We start from the raw sequence: 17247 nt of genomic DNA, 5'->3' as shown, positions 1-17247 counted from the left end.
TAATACAATACAAATTTAGCACAATTGTTGAAACTAAAAATTATATCTTTGCGTTAAATACTAATTTTATGAGTTTCGGAAAATATTTAACAAGTCGTGTCTTTTTTGCGCAAATATTGGCAGCTATTGCTATAGTTGCATTGATTACCTTTTTGTTTTTCTATTGGATTACGTTTATAACGAATCATGGTGATGAGATTGTAGTTCCTAATCTGATAAAATTAAATGAAGAACAAGCCGAAGAAAAACTTGATGATTTAGGTTTAGATTATCAAGTAATTGATACACTTGATTATAACCCAAGTTTTCCTAAATTAGGAATTGTTCAACAAGAACCTATTGCTAATTCAAGAGTTAAAAGTGGAAGAGTGGTTTATGTCAAAATCAATGCAGAAACTTATAAAAAAGTTGCTATTCCAGATTTAATTGAGAAAACGTATCGTCAAGCAGTTCCAACATTGAAAGCTATAGGTTTAGCAGAAGGATCAATTACTTATGTTCCTTATTTAGGTAAAGATATGGTATTGAAAATGATGATTAATGGCAAGGAAGTAAAACCTGGAACTAAAGTATTGAAAGCGACTAAAATTGATTTAGTTCTTGGTGATGGTGAAGTAGTTTTTGATGATACTGAAGTTGATAGTATTGTAAATGAAGCTAAAAAAATTGAAAGTAAATTAGAACGCGATTCCATTCTTAATAATGAGCAATAATATTGATTTTCAAGAGCCAGAAGAAGAACTTTTTGAACATTACAGATTTGATGTACCAAAAGGTCAAGCACTTTTAAGAATAGACAAGTATTTGATGTTGATGGTTCCGAATGCGACTAGAAACAAAATTCAAAATGCAGCTTCTAATGGTGACATTTATGTAAATGATGTCACAGTTAAATCGAATTATAAAGTAAAACCTGGCGATGTTATTCGTATTATGTTATCGCATCCGCCGTTTGAAAATCGAGTTGATCCAGAAGATATTCCGTTAGATATTGTTTATGAAGATGATGCTTTGTTATTGATTAACAAACCGCCAAATTTTGTTGTTCATCCAGGTCATGGTAATTATACCGGAACTTTAGTGAATGCTTTGGCGTTTCATTTTCAAAATTTACCCATGAATAGTTCGGAACGTCCAGGATTGGTTCACCGAATTGATAAAGATACTTCTGGACTTTTGGTTATTGCAAAAACAGAAGCGGCAATGACGCATTTAGCAAAGCAATTTGAAGATAAAACATCAGAAAGAGAATATATTGCGCTTGTTTGGGGAAATGTAAAAGAAGATGAAGGAACGATTGAAGGAAACATTGCCCGACACGTAAAAGATAGAATGCAAATGGCTGTTTTTGCCGATCCTGAAATTGGAAAACCAGCCATAACTCATTATAAGGTTATAGAACGCTTAGGTTATGTAACTTTGATTTCTTGTAAATTAGAAACTGGCAGAACACACCAAATTCGTGTTCACATGAAACATATTGGTCATACGTTGTTTAATGATGAACGTTATGGTGGGAATTTAATTTTGAAAGGAACAACATTTACAAAGTACAAACAGTTTGTAGATAATTGTTTTAAAGTATTACCACGTCAAGCGTTACATGCAAAAACACTTGGATTTACACATCCAACGACTAAAGAATTCATGCGATTTGACACTGAATTGCCTCAAGACATGAAAGATGTCATTGAAAAATGGAGAAATTATTCTAAAAATGTAGCTTCGGAAGAAGAGGAAAATTAGTATTCGGAAAAGTATTATTTTTTGATGGCTGCGTCAAATTTTTCGCTTACTTTTTTCCAATCAATAATTTTATAGAAGTTATCGATGTAATTTTTTCTTTTGTTTTGATAACTTAGGTAATAGGCATGTTCCCAAACATCAATTGCTAAAATTGGAGTTCCAGAAATTACTTGTTTTGGCATCAATGGGTTGTCTTGGTTTGGCGTACTTGTTACTTGTAATTTTCCTGTTTTGTCCACAACTAACCAAGCCCAACCTGAACCAAATTGTTTGTTAGCAGCATCTGAAAATTGCGTTTTAAAATTTTCAAACGAACCAAAGTCTCTGTCAATTGCGCTTGCTAAACTGTCTTTTGGTTTGCCTTGACCTTTTGGAGTAATAATTTCAAAATATAAGGAATGATTGTAATAACCACCAAGATTGTTTCTTAAGTCGGCATTACTCATGTCTAATTTTTTATGTAATTCTTCTATTGGTAAGCTTTCTAAATCTGTTCCTGCTAGAGCTTTATTCAAATTGTTGGTGTAGGTAAGATAATGTCTTGAATAATGTACTTGCATTGTCATTGCATCAATATTAGGACTTAAAGCATCATATTTATAAGGAATTTTAACTAATGAAAATGCACCTTCATTTGCAATTACATCTTCGGGTGAGCCTAAAGTCATTTTTTCCTCTTTTGTAGGAAGTGGCACTTCAACAACTTCTGTTAGTTTCTTTTTTTTACAAGATGTTGTAGTAATTGCAAAAGAAATACTAAGTAGTACTAAAAAAGCTTTTTTCACTGAAATTGTCATGATTGTAAAATTTTTATAAAATGAAAAACTACTTCTTATTTATTAATGCGTTGATGTTTAAAATATATTCTTCTTTAGCTTCTTCAACAGATAAGTGACTGATTTGTAACCAAGCATTCATTTTAAATGCATTTCTCAAATCATAAACCGGAGAAACTCTAACGTCAATAGTTCCCATTGTAGATTGTTTATACAAAGCATAAAGACGCAATTGAACATCTTGTGGCAATGAGGCTTGAGTCATTGTGTTAGCTAGTTCAACAGCTTCTTCAAAACGTGTATCTAAATCTTTTTCTGACATTTATTTTGTTGCAATAATGGTACGATTTCCAACAGCTTTTTCGTTCAATTTAACATTAATATTTGTTCCTAAAGGAAAATAAATATCAACTCTTGAACCAAATTTTATAAAACCTGCATCATCTCCTTGACGAACTTGCATTCCTTCTTCGGCATAATTTACAATTCTTTTTGCTAATGCTCCAGCAATTTGTCTGTAAAGAATTTCACCATAAATTCTATTGTCAATAACGACAGTAGTTCTTTCGTTTTCTGTACTTGCTTTTGGATGCCAAGCAACTAAGTATTTTCCAGGATGATATTTACTATATTTAATTCGTCCGCTACAAGCATATCGTGTAACGTGTACGTTTATTGGCGACATAAAAATAGAAACCTGTAATCTTTTATCTTTGAAATATTCAGGTTCAAAAACTTCTTCAATTACAACAACTTTACCATCAACTGGTGCAACAATATTGTAATCATTAACTTCTAAACGTCTGTCTGGATTTCTAAAAAATTGTAAAACAGTAATTAAAAGTAATAATAAAATTATTTGAACTGTTTTTAAAACCCAAAAATTTGAAATTAATGTTGAGCTCAGCAATAACAAAGCAACAAATAATGTAGTTGAAATTAAGATAATTTTTCCGCCTTCTTTATGAAACATAATATAAAATTTGATAAAACAAAAATACAAAAGGTGCTACAAATATAACACTATCTAATCGATCTAAAATACCACCATGACCAGGCATTATTTTTCCACTGTCTTTTACGCCAGCCATTCTTTTAAATTTAGATTCTATTAAATCACCTAAAGTGCCAAAGATACTGACAATAAGTGCAATTATTATCCAAATAAATGTTGCTGAAGCTCCAATGTAATATTTTGAAATTAAAACACTTGCAATAACACAAAACACTAAACCACCAATAAAGCCTTCAATGGTTTTTTTAGGAGATATTTTTTCTAAAAGTTTGTGTTTTCCAATTGATTTTCCAACAATATAGGCAAACGTATCATTGGTCCAAATTAGAATAAAAATACTAATAATGATTTTAGGATTGAATCCTCTGATTCCAAAAGGAATTTTTGTAATCAAAATAAAAGGAATGATAATGTAACCAACTAGATAAATGTATTTTGATAAAACATCTACTTTTTCCTTCTTAGTATTAAAAAGTAATAAAAGTGCTTTAATACTAACAAAAAGCGAAGCAATCAAAACTAAAATATCATTAGTTTTATTGGTTTTGAATTGTGTACCGAGATAGAAAGCAGTTCCGCCAAGAAGTATTGGAAGGATTTTTTGCAATTGAACCAATTCACAAAATTCATAAATTGCAATCAACAAGAAAACTCCAAATAGTAGAAAAAAACTATTAGTAGAGTAGGATGTAGCTACAATTAACAAAGTTACATAGACTACACCTGAGATTAATCTCGTGAGTGTTTCATTCATTTTATAAATCTTCTAAAAGAAGTAGGTAAAGATTTTTTGCACAACTTCCATAAGTTAAGAAATCTTCTTCTTGAACTTTTTCAAAATATTTTATAGTTGTAATATTTGTAGGATAATCTCTATCGTATTTTTTCTTAATAACTCTCAATCCGTCACTTTTATTTTCTAAAATTTGACTTGTTGTTGCAAGAAGTACAATATTATCTGGAAGTTCGTTAGGTTTTTTTTGTTTAATTTGATTGGATGAAAATAAAATTGAACCTTCATCAGCGATAAGATTTTCACAACTTGCAAGAAAGAATTTAGGTTCAGATGGATTAGTATAATTTAACTTATTTTCATCAAGTAAACTGAAAAGTTTTTCGTCATAGCATAAAACATCATTTTCAAACCAATCGTTTTCTTCTAAAATATTCTCAAATTGCTCTCTTACCTCATTGAGATTTTCGCAATAAATAAATTTACCTCCATTTTTTTTAAAATTGGACATAAATAATTCATCAACAGGAAGTTGTGTAGTTTTTGGAGTGTAATATTCGCTTTGTTTTTCTTCGTCAGAAGCGTCATTACTTGAACCAAATATTTTTCTAAAAAGACTCATATATATAATAGAATTCTTAATTATTATCTTGAAAACCCTCAAAGATAAAAAAATCTTAATTCAAAAGCATTTTTTGAATTAAGATTTTTATTTTTTTTAAAAAAAGGATTCTTTTTTACAAGATTTCTTTTTGTTCTTCTATGGTTTCTCCAAAAGGTCTTTTTCCAAAAATTGTTTCTAGGTCATCTTTGAATATTACCTCTTTTTCAATTAAAATATCTGCAAGTTGCATCAATTTGTCTTGATTATCCTTTAAAATCTGAATAGCCCTTTGATATTGACCTTCTATTAATATTGAAATTTCTTTATCAATTGTAATAGCTGTATCTTCAGAATAAGGTTTACTAAAATTGTATTCACTTTGACCTGATGAATCATAGTAGGTTATATTTCCAAGTTTTTCGTTTAAACCATAGATTGTAACCATGGCACGAGCTTGTTTTGTAACTTTTTCTAAATCTGATAAAGCACCTGTTGATATAGTATCAAAAACTACTTTCTCGGCAGCACGTCCACCCATTGTAGCACACATTTCGTCTAGCATTTGGTCTGGACGAACTATAAGTCTTTCTTCGGGTAAATACCAAGCCGCACCAAGACTTTGACCTCTAGGAACAATGGTTACTTTTATTAGTGGAGCAGCATGTTCTAACATCCAACTTACTGTTGCGTGTCCTGCTTCGTGAACTGCAATTGCTCTTTTTTCTGCAGGAGTAACAATTTTATTTTTCTTTTCTAAACCTCCAACAATTCTATCAACTGCATCAAGGAAATCTTGTTTGTCAACGGCAGATTTATTATTACGAGCTGCAATTAAAGCGGCTTCATTACAAACATTAGCAATATCAGCACCTGAAAATCCTGGAGTTTGTTTTGCAAGAAAATCAGTATCTAAACCTTCTACTTTTTTAAGTGGAGCTAAGTGTACTTCAAAAATTTCTTTTCTCTCACGAATGTCTGGTAAATCAACATAAATTTGTCTATCAAAACGTCCTGCACGCATTAAGGCTTTATCTAAAACATCAGCTCTATTTGTTGCAGCAAGAACAATTACGTGCGTATTTGTTCCAAAACCATCCATCTCAGTAAGTAACTGATTTAATGTGTTTTCTCTTTCATCATTTCCGCCTGACATATTATTTTTTCCACGTGCTCTACCAACGGCATCAATTTCATCGATAAAAATAATAGCAGGTGATTTTTCTTTAGCTTGCTTGAATAAATCTCTAACTCTAGAAGCTCCAACACCAACAAACATTTCAACAAAATCTGAACCAGAAAGAGAAAAGAAAGGAACTTTAGCTTCACCAGCAACGGCTTTTGCTAATAAAGTTTTTCCTGTTCCTGGAGGACCAACTAATAATGCTCCTTTTGGAATTTTTCCTCCAAGAACGGTATATTTTTCTGGGTTTTTCAAGAATTCTACAATTTCTTGTACTTCTTCTTTTGCGCCTTCTAAACCAGCGACATCTTTAAAAGTTGTTTTTACTTGAGAATTTTCGTCAAAAAGTTTAGCTCTTGATTTTCCAATATTGAATATTTGTCCTCCAGCTCCGCCACCAGAACCACCAGACATTCTTCTCATAATGAAAATCCAAACACCTATGATTAATATAAAAGGAAGGAAGTTCATTAAAATACTAGTCCATTCTCCTTCTATTTTAAAATCGTAGCTTTTTAATTTCCCTTGTTTTTTGTATTGTACTACACTTTTTTCAAAATTTTGTGCATCTAATAAATCAAAAACAAAATGTGGACCTTTATTTGGATTTCCAAAAACGTCTTTTGCTATTTTTTTATTTTCTTTTTCTTTTAATGCGGCTTCTGTTAAGTATGCTTCAACAGTTTGTTTGTTGTAAACAATTACTTTTTCAATTTTTCCACTGTTAATTAATTCATCAAATTTTGAAGAAGTTATTTTAGTTGGATTTTCAATACTAGAATTATTAAACATGTTTAAAACGATAAACATTAGAATAATTCCTCCTGTAATCCACCATGGACTAAATTTTAATCCGCTTGGTTTTTTGTTTTCTGACATTATTTTTTAGTGCTTTTAGTTTTTATTTTCTAATGAGGTAATTTTTGCATCACCCCAAAGTCCTTCGATGTTATAGTAATCACGGATTTCTTTTTGAAATACATGAACAACAATACTCACATAATCCATTAAAACCCATTCTGCATTGTCAGTTCCTTCAACATGCCATGGTTTATCTTTTAACTCTTTTGAAACTATTTTTTGAACAGAGTTTACAATTGCGTTAACTTGTGTATTTGATGATCCATTACAAATTACAAAATAATCACAAACAGCTGTGTCAATTGCTCTTAAATCCAAGATATCAATATCATTTCCTTTTACTTCTTCTATTCCTTTAATGATGTTTGTCAATAAAACATCTGTACTTACGGTATTTTTTGCCATTTAATTTTTTATATAATTTGCAAAGGTATCAAAATTTGTCATTATTTTTGATGCTTAACATAAGTTTAAATTATGTTTTATCAAAAATAAATTCAATGAAGATAATCAAACTCAATGCCATAGATTCTACTAATGATTTTTTAAAGAATATGACGAGAAATGAAGTTGTAGAAAATTTTACAGTTGTTGTTACTCAAAATCAAACAAAAGGTAAAGGGCAAATGGGTTCAACTTGGAATTCAGAGATTGGTAAGAATTTAATAATGAGTATTTTAGTTAAAGAAATATTAAATGAGATAGATAAAATTTTCCATTTGAATATAGCCGTTTCTTTAGCTGTTATTCAGGTTTTAGAGGAGTTGAAAATACCTAAAGTTAGTATAAAATGGCCTAACGACATAATGTCAGACAATAAAAAAATTGCAGGAATTTTAATTGAAAACAGCTTTAAATCTGACAACACTATTGATTCTATTGTTGGAATTGGATTAAATGTAAATCAAAAAGAGTTTTCAAGTTTACCTAAGGCTTCTTCACTTTCGGTTATTACCGATTCTGAATTCGATTTAGACATTATTTTAGATAAGATTCTATTTCAAATTAAAAGAAATTGCGCTTTAATTTCTTCAAATCAAAATGCTCATTTATGGAAAAATTATCATGATAATTTGTTTAAAAAAGGTTTGCCAATGGCATTTGAAGATGTGAATAAAAATCAATTTATGGGAATTATTCAAGAAGTATCTGTCGATGGAAAACTAAAGCTTCTTCTTGAAGACGATAGTTTTAAGTTTTATGAGTTAAAACAAATACAAATGTTATATTAAACAAAAAGCTTCTCATTGAGAAGCTTTTTGTTTTTTAAATTGTAATATTTTAGTTAACTATAATTTTTTTAATAGTTGACTGATTTTCAGAAGATAATTTCATGAAATAAAATCCTTTAGGTAAGTTATCTAAGGTGTAAGAATTATTGTTAATTGTAGGTTTATTCATTTCCATAATCAATTGCCCATTGATAGAGAATAACTGAATGTCATTTATTTCAATAGTACTTTCAATAGTTACTTTGTTATCATTTGAAGGATTTGGATAAATTGTGATAGCATTATCAATACTTTCAAAAGTGTCATTTTGCAATAAACTTCCCCATATTGACATGGCATATTCAGGATGGTCAATAAATGGATTTCTATTATTTTGTCTGTTGTAAATAGCATTGTTTCTAGATACTTCTCTAACACTCACAGGATCATTATTGTGCCATGTTAACAACACATTAATTGCGTTTGAGGTAAAAACTTGATTTGAAGTTCCATTAAACATTGGATATGACCATGACGCTACTTGATTTTCATAACGAACAGCAAAATATAATAACATTCTTGCAATGTCACCTTTAAATTCGTCGATTGGTTCAAAAACAGTTCCTGAATATCCAGCTGAATAACCTGAATTTAAGTTTGAACCTCTTTTAGATCCGTTTGTATAAGTGTTATTGGCAACATTAACTCTTCCAAAAGGAAAATCGCCACGTTGAGCGTTTACATATTTATCTGAAGGAACAACAAAATGTGCATCAGAATACATTGGAGTTGCTGAACCAAAAACAGATTGTGGTACAAGATGCTCTCTGTTATATCGTTGACATTCAGCAGTACCAAGAGTTCCATCATCTTGGTTTACACCATAGGTGAATTCACATTCTGAACCTGTAGGATTTTCGGTATACATATCTAACAACGATCCATTGTTTTCATAGAAAAAATCTTTGTCAGAAGTTTGATATGTTGTATATAAACCACCATAACCTTGATCTGTATGACCATTTATAATGTTATATAATTGTGTTTTTAATGTGTAACCTGTTCCTGTTGCAGTATTGTAATATCCAGCAGGAATTTGTCCAAAGGAAATGGTTACAATTAAAAGCGATATTATTTGAATATATTTTTTCATAAATTTATTGTTTTCGTTCTAAAAGCGCCATATAGAATCCGTCAAAACCTGATTGTGAGGCAAGTATTTTAGAATCTTTTACAAAGGTAAAACTTTTACCAATATCTGTAGTTAAGAAACGCTTAATTTGATCCTGATTTTCAGAAGGCAAAACTGAGCAAGTTGCATAAACTAATTTTCCGCCAGGTTTTACAATTTTAGAGTAATTTTCTAAAACCTCAGATTGTACTTTTCTAATATTATCGATGAACTCTGGTTGTAATTTCCACTTTGCATCTGGGTTTCTTTTTAATACACCCAATCCACTACAAGGTGCATCAATTAGAACTCTATCGGCTTTTTCGTGAAGTTTTTTAATCACTTTAGTAGTGTCAATTATTCTGTATTCTATATTGAAAGCTCCGTTTCTTTTAGCTCTCAATTTTAATTGCTTTAGTTTACTTTCATACAAATCCATTGCAATTAATTGACCTTTATTTTCCATCAAAGATGCCATGTGAAGTGTTTTTCCACCTGCGCCAGCACAAGTATCTACAACTCTCATTCCTGGTTTTACATCTAGAAAATGGGCTACAAGTTGTGATGAGGCGTCTTGAACTTCAAACATTCCTTCTTTAAAAGCGTCAGTAAGAAATACATTAGCTCTTTCTGTTAAAACTAAAGCATCAGGTTGTTCTTTTAAGAATTCGGTTTCGATATTCAAATCCATTAAAATAGCACGAAGTTTTTCTTTAGTAGTTTTAAGTGTATTTACTCTTAGTATAACTTTTGCTTGTTGATTTTGCGCTGCGATTTCTTTAGTCCAAAGTTCTTCACCAAGTTCTTTAACGCCAAGTTCATCCATCCAATCTGGAATGGATTCTCTCATTTTTCGGATTTTTGATAATTCGTCAAATTTCCCTTTTATTTTTCTTTCCGGAGTTCCTTCTAATTGTCTCCAATCTGGAATTGGGTAACCTCTTAAAACGGCCCAAACGGCAAACATTCTCCATAAATCATCACGATTGTATGGTTCTTTAACGTCAGCAATTTCAGAATATAATCTTTTCCAACGAACAACTTCGTATATGGTTTCAGCAACAAACTTTCTGTCGGAACTTCCCCAACGTTTGTCTTTTTTTAAAGAGCGAGCGACAACTTTATCAGCATATTCTCCTTCATTGAAAATAGCATTCAATGCGTCAATTGTTGTGTAAACTAAGTTTCTATGTAATCTCATTATTTTTTAATCAGTCTGCAAAGGTATTGCTTTTTAATAGAAAGAAAAAAGTATTCTTTAAAACGTTGTGTGTTAAAGAATACTTCCTTTATTTATTTTATTACTATTTAATTTTCTCTACATTCAATTCTTTTCATTTCAATTTTTTCTGGAGCATGAAGAACTAACGGGAATTGTTCAACTTTTACAGAGCTACTGTCTAATCCAAATCCTTTTTCTTCTGATAAACTGAATTTTTTTAAGAAGAAATAAGCACTCATAACGGTATTCTCGAAGAAAGTTAAATCACTATCGTTTGATAAGAATTTTTCTGAAAGTACAAATTTAAAATCTCCAATAATATTATTTTTATTCAAAGATTCATAACGGCTTGTGATGTCAACTTCGCCACGTTGAACCATATCTTTAAGTACTTGTTTGAACATTAGATTGATTTTTGTAGCTTCTCTAAAACCTAAATAAAAATCAATTCTATAGATATCATCTTTTACGAGTTCAATTACTTTGTATTCTTTTTTGTATGGTTCACTTAAAATATTGACGTGTACAAACCAATATATATCAGCTCTTTTTGGTCTTTTTTGTAAAATAGAGTACATTACTTTTTCTTCAATTTCATCACTTCTCATAGAGTTCGTCATGTAAACTAAGTGAGTTGCGTATTTTGGTATTGATAAATCAACACTTAATTCTGCTAATACTTTTTTGTAAGTGTCAATTTTTACAATTTTAGTGTAAGTTTTACTAATTTGTTTTGCTAAATACCAAGTTGTCATTATTGAAATTAAGACAATTGCAATAATTAATGTTACAAAACCTCCATGTAAAAATTTAGTAACATTAGCATACAAGAAACTGAATTCAATTACTAGATAAAGTGCTATTAGTGGAACTATGTAATACATTTTTACTCTTTTCATTATCAAATAAAAATTAAGTAAAATTGTAGTCATAATCATTGTTAGAACAATTGCTAAACCATAAGCATGTTCCATATTACTTGATTCTTTGAAATACAAAACAATTCCAATGCAACCGATTAATAATAACCAATTTATGGATGGAATATATAATTGACCTTTTTCTTCTGTTGGATACTTAATTTTAGCTTTTGGCCAAAAATTCAATCGCATTGCTTCATTAATCAATGTAAACGATCCACTAATTAATGCTTGAGATGCAATTACAGCTGCTAATGTTGCAATTACAACTCCAATAGGTTGAAACCAAGTTTCCATTATTAAATAAAATGGATTTCCGTTTTTTCCACCAAGTTCGGCTAGTGTTTTTCCTTCATGAGAGATTAAATAAGCACCTTGACCAAAGTAGTTTAAAAGCAGCATTATTTTTACAAAAATCCAACTCACTCTGATGTTTTTTCGACCACAATGTCCCATGTCAGAATATAATGCTTCAGCTCCTGTTGTACACAAGAAAACAGCTCCAAGAACGAAGAAACCTTCTGGATGTGCTGATAACAAATGATATGCGTAGTAAGGATTTAAAGCTTTGAAAACTGCAAAATTTTGAACTACTTGAAGACTTCCTAAAATTCCTAACATGGCAAACCAAACTAGCATCATTGGGGCAAAAAACTTCCCAACTAATTTAGTTCCATATTGTTGGATTATAAATAATATTATTAAAATTACTATTACAATTGGAATGGTATTCAATTCTGGTTTGAATATTTTTAAACCTTCAACTGCTGAAGAAACAGAAATTGGTGGTGTAATAATTCCATCGGCTAAAAGTGTACTTCCTCCAATAATTGCAGGAACAATAAGCCATTTTATTTTGGTTTTTTTTACTAAGGCAAAAAGCGCAAAAATTCCTCCTTCACCATGATTGTCTGCACTTAAAGTAATAATTACATATTTAAGTGTTGTTTGTAGAGTTAACGTCCAAAAAATACATGAAATTCCTCCTAAAACAATATCAGATGTGATGGTATAATCTCCAAGTATGGCTTTCATTACATACAATGGTGATGTACCGATATCTCCAAAAATAATTCCTAAAGTAACTAATAATCCAGCAGTAGATAATTTGCTATGAATGTTTTGATGGCTGTGTGAGCTCATAATTTGTTATTAAAAAAGAATGCAAAGTTATTCATTTTACTAATTTGAAATAAAAAAAGCACCGAATATTTTCGATGCTTCTTAATTTGTACTGATTAAATTTTATCTTCTTCCTGAATTTCCTCCTCTGTTGCTTGATTCTGTGCTTCTTGAAGATGAATTACCTCTTGAAGAAGAACTTCTTTGAGAAGTGCTTTCTGTTCTTCTTGGTGAAGAATTTACATTGCTGTTTTCACTTCTTTGAGATGAATTTCTTGTTGGACGAACGTCATTATTTCTAGTTGGAGAATTAACTTTAATTTCATCATTTCCTCTTGAAGGTCTAACGTCGTTATTTCTAGTTGGAGAATTAACTTTAATTTCGTCATTTCCTCTTGAAGGTCTAACGTCATTATTTCTAGTAGTGTTTACTTTGATTTCATCATTTCCTCTAGTAGGTCTAACGTCGTTATTTCTAATAGTATTCTCTCTGATTTCGTCATTTCCTCTTGTAGGTCTAACGTCGTTATTTCTTATTGATGTATTTCTAATACCATTATTTGATGCATCATTTCTAGTACTTCCAACAGTTCTAACATCTCTTGTTCTATCTAATTCATATCTATTAGTAAAACCTGAATTTCTTCTTTCAAAAGAACGATTTGGATATTGTCTTTCATAATAGTTTCCTCTTCTGTTGTAATAGTTATTGTAAGCAACTTGACATCTTCTAGTATTTACATAATTATAGTGATGATTGAAGTTGATAAACAAACCTATGTTACTTCTATATCTGAAAACTGGAAATGGTGACCAATATGTGTAATAACTTGGATAATAACCCCAATACCAAGAAGAACAATATGGTCTGTAATAAGGAGTCCAAAAGTAATCATAGATTATTGGTGTTGAAACATATATTGGTTCATAGATGTAATTATTTCCATACATATAAACATCACCTACAACTTGAACTTGAATTCTATTGTTTGAATCTTTTTCAACTTCAACAGTAGCAACATCTTGATAATTGTCTTTTCCTAAAACAGATTGTAAAACAATTAAATGTGTTCTACCTTCAACAGATTCGATTACTCTTAAATAATCAACTTGATTGTCATAGTTTAAATCAAGGTTAGATATTTGATTTTTAGGATCATTTAAACGTCTTTCAAAATCTTCTAAATCTCTTGAATCACCAAAAATGGAAGCAACTGCTCTTAAATCGAGGTTGTCACTAATTTCTGAACTTGTAGCATTAACCGTAGTTCTGTCTTGTGCAAATGAGTTTGAAATGAATAAACTCAGTAAGGTCGAAAGTATAATTTTAGTTCTCATAATAATATATTTTAATAGTTTATAATAGCATTTGATTCTGATAATCCAATTTTTGTGCCAAGAATGTTGCATTTGCAAATCATTAACAAATACAATTTGTACTTTAGCAAAGAATTTAAAATAATTTTATGAAATCGCCACTAAAAACCCGTTTGTGCAAACAAACATCTATGAATAAAAGGCGATAACATATATGACCAAATAAAAATTAACTTTTACATATATGAGAAGAATAGGAATAGTAGTTATTGTTTGCATTTTATTGATTTCTTGTAAATCGACACAAGTTTCAAATGAAAAAATATTTACGAGTGTTAAAATTGATACTATTTTAAAAGATAAAATTAGCATCAGACCAATAACGGTCTCTAATGATAAAGTTTGGTATGCTGCCGATAAAAACAGGGTAGGTTATAAAAGTATAAATGATGGAAATAAAATGGAACGTGCTTTAAAAAAGGATTCTATAAAAATGGAATTCAGAAGTATTGCTCAAACATCGAACTCCATTTTTGTTTTGAATGTTGGAAATCCGGCATTGTTGTATAAATTTTCTAAAGATTTGACTCAGAAAAAGTTAGTTTATGAGGAAAAACATGAAAAAGTGTTTTATGATTGTATGCAATTTTGGAATGACCAAGAAGGAATTGCCATTGGTGATCCAATAGAAAATTGTTTTTGTATTATTATTACTCGTGATGGTGGCGAAACATGGACTAAAATTCCATGTGAAAAATTACCAAAAATGGAAGATGGAGAAGCTGCTTTTGCGGCAAGTAATTCAAATATTGTTATCAAAGGAAATGATACTTGGATAGTTTCAGGAGGAAAAAAATCAAGAGTTTTTTATTCGTCAGATAAAGGAAATTCTTGGAAAGTTTATGAAACACCAATAGTTCAAGGAGAAGCCATGACTGGGATTTTCACATCTGATTTTTACAACAATAAAATAGGTTTTATTGCTGGAGGAAATTATGAAAAACCAAATCAGAATTTTCAGAATAAAGCATTGACTATTGATGGCGGAAAAACTTGGAAACTAGTAGGAGAGAACACAGGTTTTGGATATGCTTCATGTGTACAATTTGTACCAAATAGTAATGGAAATCAACTGGTTTCTGTTGGCGCAAGTGGTTTATTTTATTCCTATGATAGAGGAAATTCATGGAAACAATTCAGTACAGATGCATCACTTTATACTATTAGATTTGTTAACAATACTACTGCAATCGCTGCTGGAAAAGATAAGATCGTGAAAATAGTTTTCAGATAGCAGATTTCAGTTTGCATAAAAAAAGCGATTTTCATTTGAAAATCGCTTTTTTTATAGTAGATATTTTAATTTTGAACACTGAACACTGAACACTGAACACTGAACACTGAACACTGAACACTGAACACTGAACACTGAACACTGAACACTGAACACTGAACACTGAACACTAATTATCTTCCTACTTTTTTATCTCTATATTGTTGTAACAGTTTTCTATTAAATTCGTCTTCTGCTTTTTTGAGTTTTAAAATTTTTACAGAAGGTAAAACTCCTTTTAAACTTGCAACAAATTTTTTTCTCAATTGGTGCAATTCTTCTTCAGCACTTTCCATTTGACTAATTAAAGTTGTTGCTTCTTTTTCGCTCAAATCATCAGCATTTTCGGCTCTATCAAGATAATTTTTTAATTTATCTTTTCGTAGTGTCATTTGCTTTTCTTCAAAAGCATTGTATAATGGCCAAAATTTTTCTGCTTCACTTGAAGTTAATTTTAGTTCTTCAGTAATATAAGCAACTTTAAGCGATTTAACTTGCTCTTTCTTTTGTTGAAATCGTTCTCTTAACTTTCCGCCTTGTGCAAATGTTGTAGTGGAAATCAAGAAAATAAGTAGCGTAATAATTTTATATTTTTTCATGATTTTATGTTTAGTTTGTTATGTAGTTTTCAATATCAATGTTTTCTGTAAGTTCGTCTTCCATCGTTTGATTATCGATTGAATTATTTACTTCAATTTTTGCAATATCTTCTTCATCTAATAATTCAATAATGTCATCACTAGTCAACGAAGAATGATAAGCCAAGTAGTTTTCAATTTCAGAAGTTTCTTCTTGAGTAGTATTTTGAAGCTGATTTGCTAATGGAATTGCTAATGAAAGTACAATAACAGCTGCAGCACCATAAATCCATTTTTTGTTTCTATTCCAAAGGGAAATAACTTTTGGCTCCTGATTTGGTAATTTAGTCATTACTTTTTCAGAAAATTGCTCAAAATAATTCTCAGGAATTTGAAATCCTGTTTTTATTTTGGGTTCGTTATCTAGTTTAAAATCTTTCATATAGTTAAGACAATAATAGTTTTAAAAGGTTTAATTTCTATTCATGTATTCTTCAATTTTTTTCACAGCATGATGATAGGATGCTTTTAATCCACCAACACTTGTGCCAAGAATTTCAGATATTTCTTCATATTTTAATTCTTCAAAATATTTCATTTTAAAGATTAATTGTTGTTTTTCGGGTAATAAATGTATGGCTTTTTGAAGTTTTATTTGAATTTCATTTCCGTCAAAATAGTCATCGGCTTTCAAATTTTCTACAATTTTACTTTGCATTGCTTCGCTTGTAGTTCCATTTCTTTTGGCTTTAGCATTAATAAAAGTGATGGCTTCATTTGTGGCAATGCGATACATCCATGAGAATAATTTACTATCACCTTTAAAACCATTCAAATATTGAAAAACTTTGATAAATGTGTTTTGTAAGACATCGTCAGCATCATCATGATTGAGAACGATATTTCTTATGTGACTGTATAATGGTCGTTGATATTCACGCATAAGTTTTTGAAACGCTGTGTTTTGCGTTTTTGGGTTCAATAACTCTTGAATGAAATCCTTTTCTTCTAGCAAAGTGAAAATTTATCTGTTAGAATAAAGATAATTGAAAAGGTTTAATCTGAACTTTTTCAAATTATTTTTTTTCTACATTCTGATTAAAATAAATATTTGACATAATGTAATTATGATGAAATAAAGAAATGGCAATATTCCCGAAAAAGATTGACTAATTTTATTGGTATTGTATGGTTCAAATATATTTTTTTCTATAATTAAGAGAAAAGGAAGTAATAAACTCAACCCAAGAATATTTATTATATCATTTTTTTTGATTTCTAGTTTTTCTAAGTCAATATATTTTTGGAGCATTAATAATGACAAGCAATATAAAATAACTAGGGCAAGTCTAAGTAATCTGTTTTCATTTTTTATAATCTGCTTTAAGACTATCAAATTTGGAATCAAGAATATTAATAGAATTGTTATTTTTATGATCATATTTGACTTTTAATAGG

At 30.0% G+C, this 17247-nt stretch carries 18 protein-coding genes; 4 read left to right on the top strand and 14 right to left on the bottom strand.

From position 1 onward, the window contains the following. The first annotated feature begins 68 nt into the window (after positions 1 to 68). Together Q0049_RS14625 and Q0049_RS14620 are read left to right on the top strand one after the other, a co-directional pair. The gene (locus tag Q0049_RS14625) at positions 69 to 713 is read left to right on the top strand and encodes a PASTA domain-containing protein (protein ID WP_298121328.1); all 645 of its coding nucleotides are present in this window, start codon (positions 69 to 71) and stop codon (positions 711 to 713) included. Continuing rightward, positions 703 to 1746, top strand: coding sequence for an RluA family pseudouridine synthase (locus tag Q0049_RS14620; protein ID WP_298121326.1), 1044 nt, complete (start codon positions 703 to 705; stop codon positions 1744 to 1746). Before Q0049_RS14625 ends, Q0049_RS14620 begins: the two co-directional genes overlap by 11 nt. Before the next feature lie 14 nt (positions 1747 to 1760). Here Q0049_RS14620 and Q0049_RS14615 read toward each other — a convergent pair whose 3' ends face one another. The 7 genes from Q0049_RS14615 to rsfS form a co-directional block, all read right to left on the bottom strand. Further along, on the bottom strand, positions 1761 to 2543 hold the full coding sequence (locus Q0049_RS14615; RefSeq protein WP_298121323.1) for a superoxide dismutase: 783 nt from the start codon (positions 2541 to 2543) through the stop codon (positions 1761 to 1763). Between the two features lie 28 nt (positions 2544 to 2571). Continuing rightward, positions 2572 to 2844 (bottom strand): acyl-CoA-binding protein, encoded by a 273-nt coding sequence (locus Q0049_RS14610; RefSeq protein ID WP_298121320.1) that lies wholly within the window; start codon positions 2842 to 2844, stop codon positions 2572 to 2574. Continuing rightward, the gene (locus Q0049_RS14605; RefSeq protein WP_298121317.1) at positions 2845 to 3495 is read right to left on the bottom strand and encodes a phosphatidylserine decarboxylase family protein; all 651 of its coding nucleotides are present in this window, start codon (positions 3493 to 3495) and stop codon (positions 2845 to 2847) included. Further along, positions 3485 to 4291 (bottom strand): phosphatidate cytidylyltransferase, encoded by an 807-nt coding sequence (locus tag Q0049_RS14600; RefSeq protein ID WP_298121316.1) that lies wholly within the window; start codon positions 4289 to 4291, stop codon positions 3485 to 3487. The genes Q0049_RS14605 and Q0049_RS14600 overlap by 11 nt, the downstream gene beginning before the upstream one ends. Before the next feature lies 1 nt (position 4292). Next, complete coding sequence (locus tag Q0049_RS14595; RefSeq protein ID WP_298121314.1) at positions 4293 to 4892, bottom strand: LUD domain-containing protein; 600 nt, start codon at positions 4890 to 4892, stop codon at positions 4293 to 4295. 115 nt (positions 4893 to 5007) lie between these two features. Further along, the gene (ftsH, locus tag Q0049_RS14590; RefSeq protein WP_298121311.1) at positions 5008 to 6933 is read right to left on the bottom strand and encodes an ATP-dependent zinc metalloprotease FtsH; all 1926 of its coding nucleotides are present in this window, start codon (positions 6931 to 6933) and stop codon (positions 5008 to 5010) included. 15 nt (positions 6934 to 6948) lie between these two features. After that, positions 6949 to 7320 carry a ribosome silencing factor gene (gene rsfS, locus Q0049_RS14585; protein ID WP_298121308.1) on the bottom strand — a complete coding sequence of 124 codons (372 nt, stop codon included), beginning with the start codon at positions 7318 to 7320 and terminating at the stop codon, positions 6949 to 6951. Between the two features lie 95 nt (positions 7321 to 7415). On the opposite strand from rsfS, the gene Q0049_RS14580 reads away from it, so the two are divergent. Then, positions 7416 to 8147 (top strand): biotin--[acetyl-CoA-carboxylase] ligase, encoded by a 732-nt coding sequence (locus Q0049_RS14580; RefSeq protein ID WP_298121305.1) that lies wholly within the window; start codon positions 7416 to 7418, stop codon positions 8145 to 8147. A 49-nt stretch (positions 8148 to 8196) separates the two neighbouring features. Here the strand turns inward: Q0049_RS14580 and Q0049_RS14575 are convergent, their stop codons facing one another. The 4 genes from Q0049_RS14575 to Q0049_RS14560 form a co-directional block, all read right to left on the bottom strand. Continuing rightward, positions 8197 to 9279 (bottom strand): endonuclease, encoded by a 1083-nt coding sequence (locus Q0049_RS14575; protein ID WP_298121302.1) that lies wholly within the window; start codon positions 9277 to 9279, stop codon positions 8197 to 8199. Positions 9280 to 9283: 4 nt separating this feature from the next. Next, positions 9284 to 10498, bottom strand: coding sequence for a methyltransferase domain-containing protein (locus Q0049_RS14570; protein ID WP_298121300.1), 1215 nt, complete (start codon positions 10496 to 10498; stop codon positions 9284 to 9286). A 107-nt stretch (positions 10499 to 10605) separates the two neighbouring features. Next, on the bottom strand, positions 10606 to 12582 hold the full coding sequence (locus Q0049_RS14565; protein WP_298121299.1) for a KUP/HAK/KT family potassium transporter: 1977 nt from the start codon (positions 12580 to 12582) through the stop codon (positions 10606 to 10608). 102 nt (positions 12583 to 12684) lie between these two features. Next, entirely contained in the window at positions 12685 to 13899 is a 1215-nt protein-coding gene (locus Q0049_RS14560) for a hypothetical protein (RefSeq protein ID WP_298121296.1), read from the bottom strand. 223 nt (positions 13900 to 14122) lie between these two features. On the opposite strand from Q0049_RS14560, the gene Q0049_RS14555 reads away from it, so the two are divergent. Then, positions 14123 to 15172, top strand: a complete 1050-nt coding sequence (locus tag Q0049_RS14555) for an oxidoreductase (RefSeq protein WP_298121294.1) — start codon at positions 14123 to 14125, stop codon at positions 15170 to 15172. A 173-nt stretch (positions 15173 to 15345) separates the two neighbouring features. Here Q0049_RS14555 and Q0049_RS14550 read toward each other — a convergent pair whose 3' ends face one another. From Q0049_RS14550 to Q0049_RS14540, 3 genes are read right to left on the bottom strand one after another with little or no spacing between them, the layout of a single operon-like run. Then, entirely contained in the window at positions 15346 to 15810 is a 465-nt protein-coding gene (locus tag Q0049_RS14550) for a sensor of ECF-type sigma factor (RefSeq protein WP_298121292.1), read from the bottom strand. A 10-nt stretch (positions 15811 to 15820) separates the two neighbouring features. After that, entirely contained in the window at positions 15821 to 16231 is a 411-nt protein-coding gene (locus Q0049_RS14545; protein WP_298121290.1) for a hypothetical protein, read from the bottom strand. 30 nt (positions 16232 to 16261) lie between these two features. Then, entirely contained in the window at positions 16262 to 16804 is a 543-nt protein-coding gene (locus Q0049_RS14540; RefSeq protein WP_298121287.1) for a sigma-70 family RNA polymerase sigma factor, read from the bottom strand. Positions 16805 to 17247 lie beyond the last annotated feature (443 nt).

This window comes from Flavobacterium sp. (assembly GCF_027484205.1).
In the GTDB taxonomy this organism is placed as follows: domain Bacteria; phylum Bacteroidota; class Bacteroidia; order Flavobacteriales; family Flavobacteriaceae; genus Flavobacterium.
Note: the sequence above shows the minus strand (reverse complement) of the source record. Positions and strands in the feature narration are given on the sequence as shown.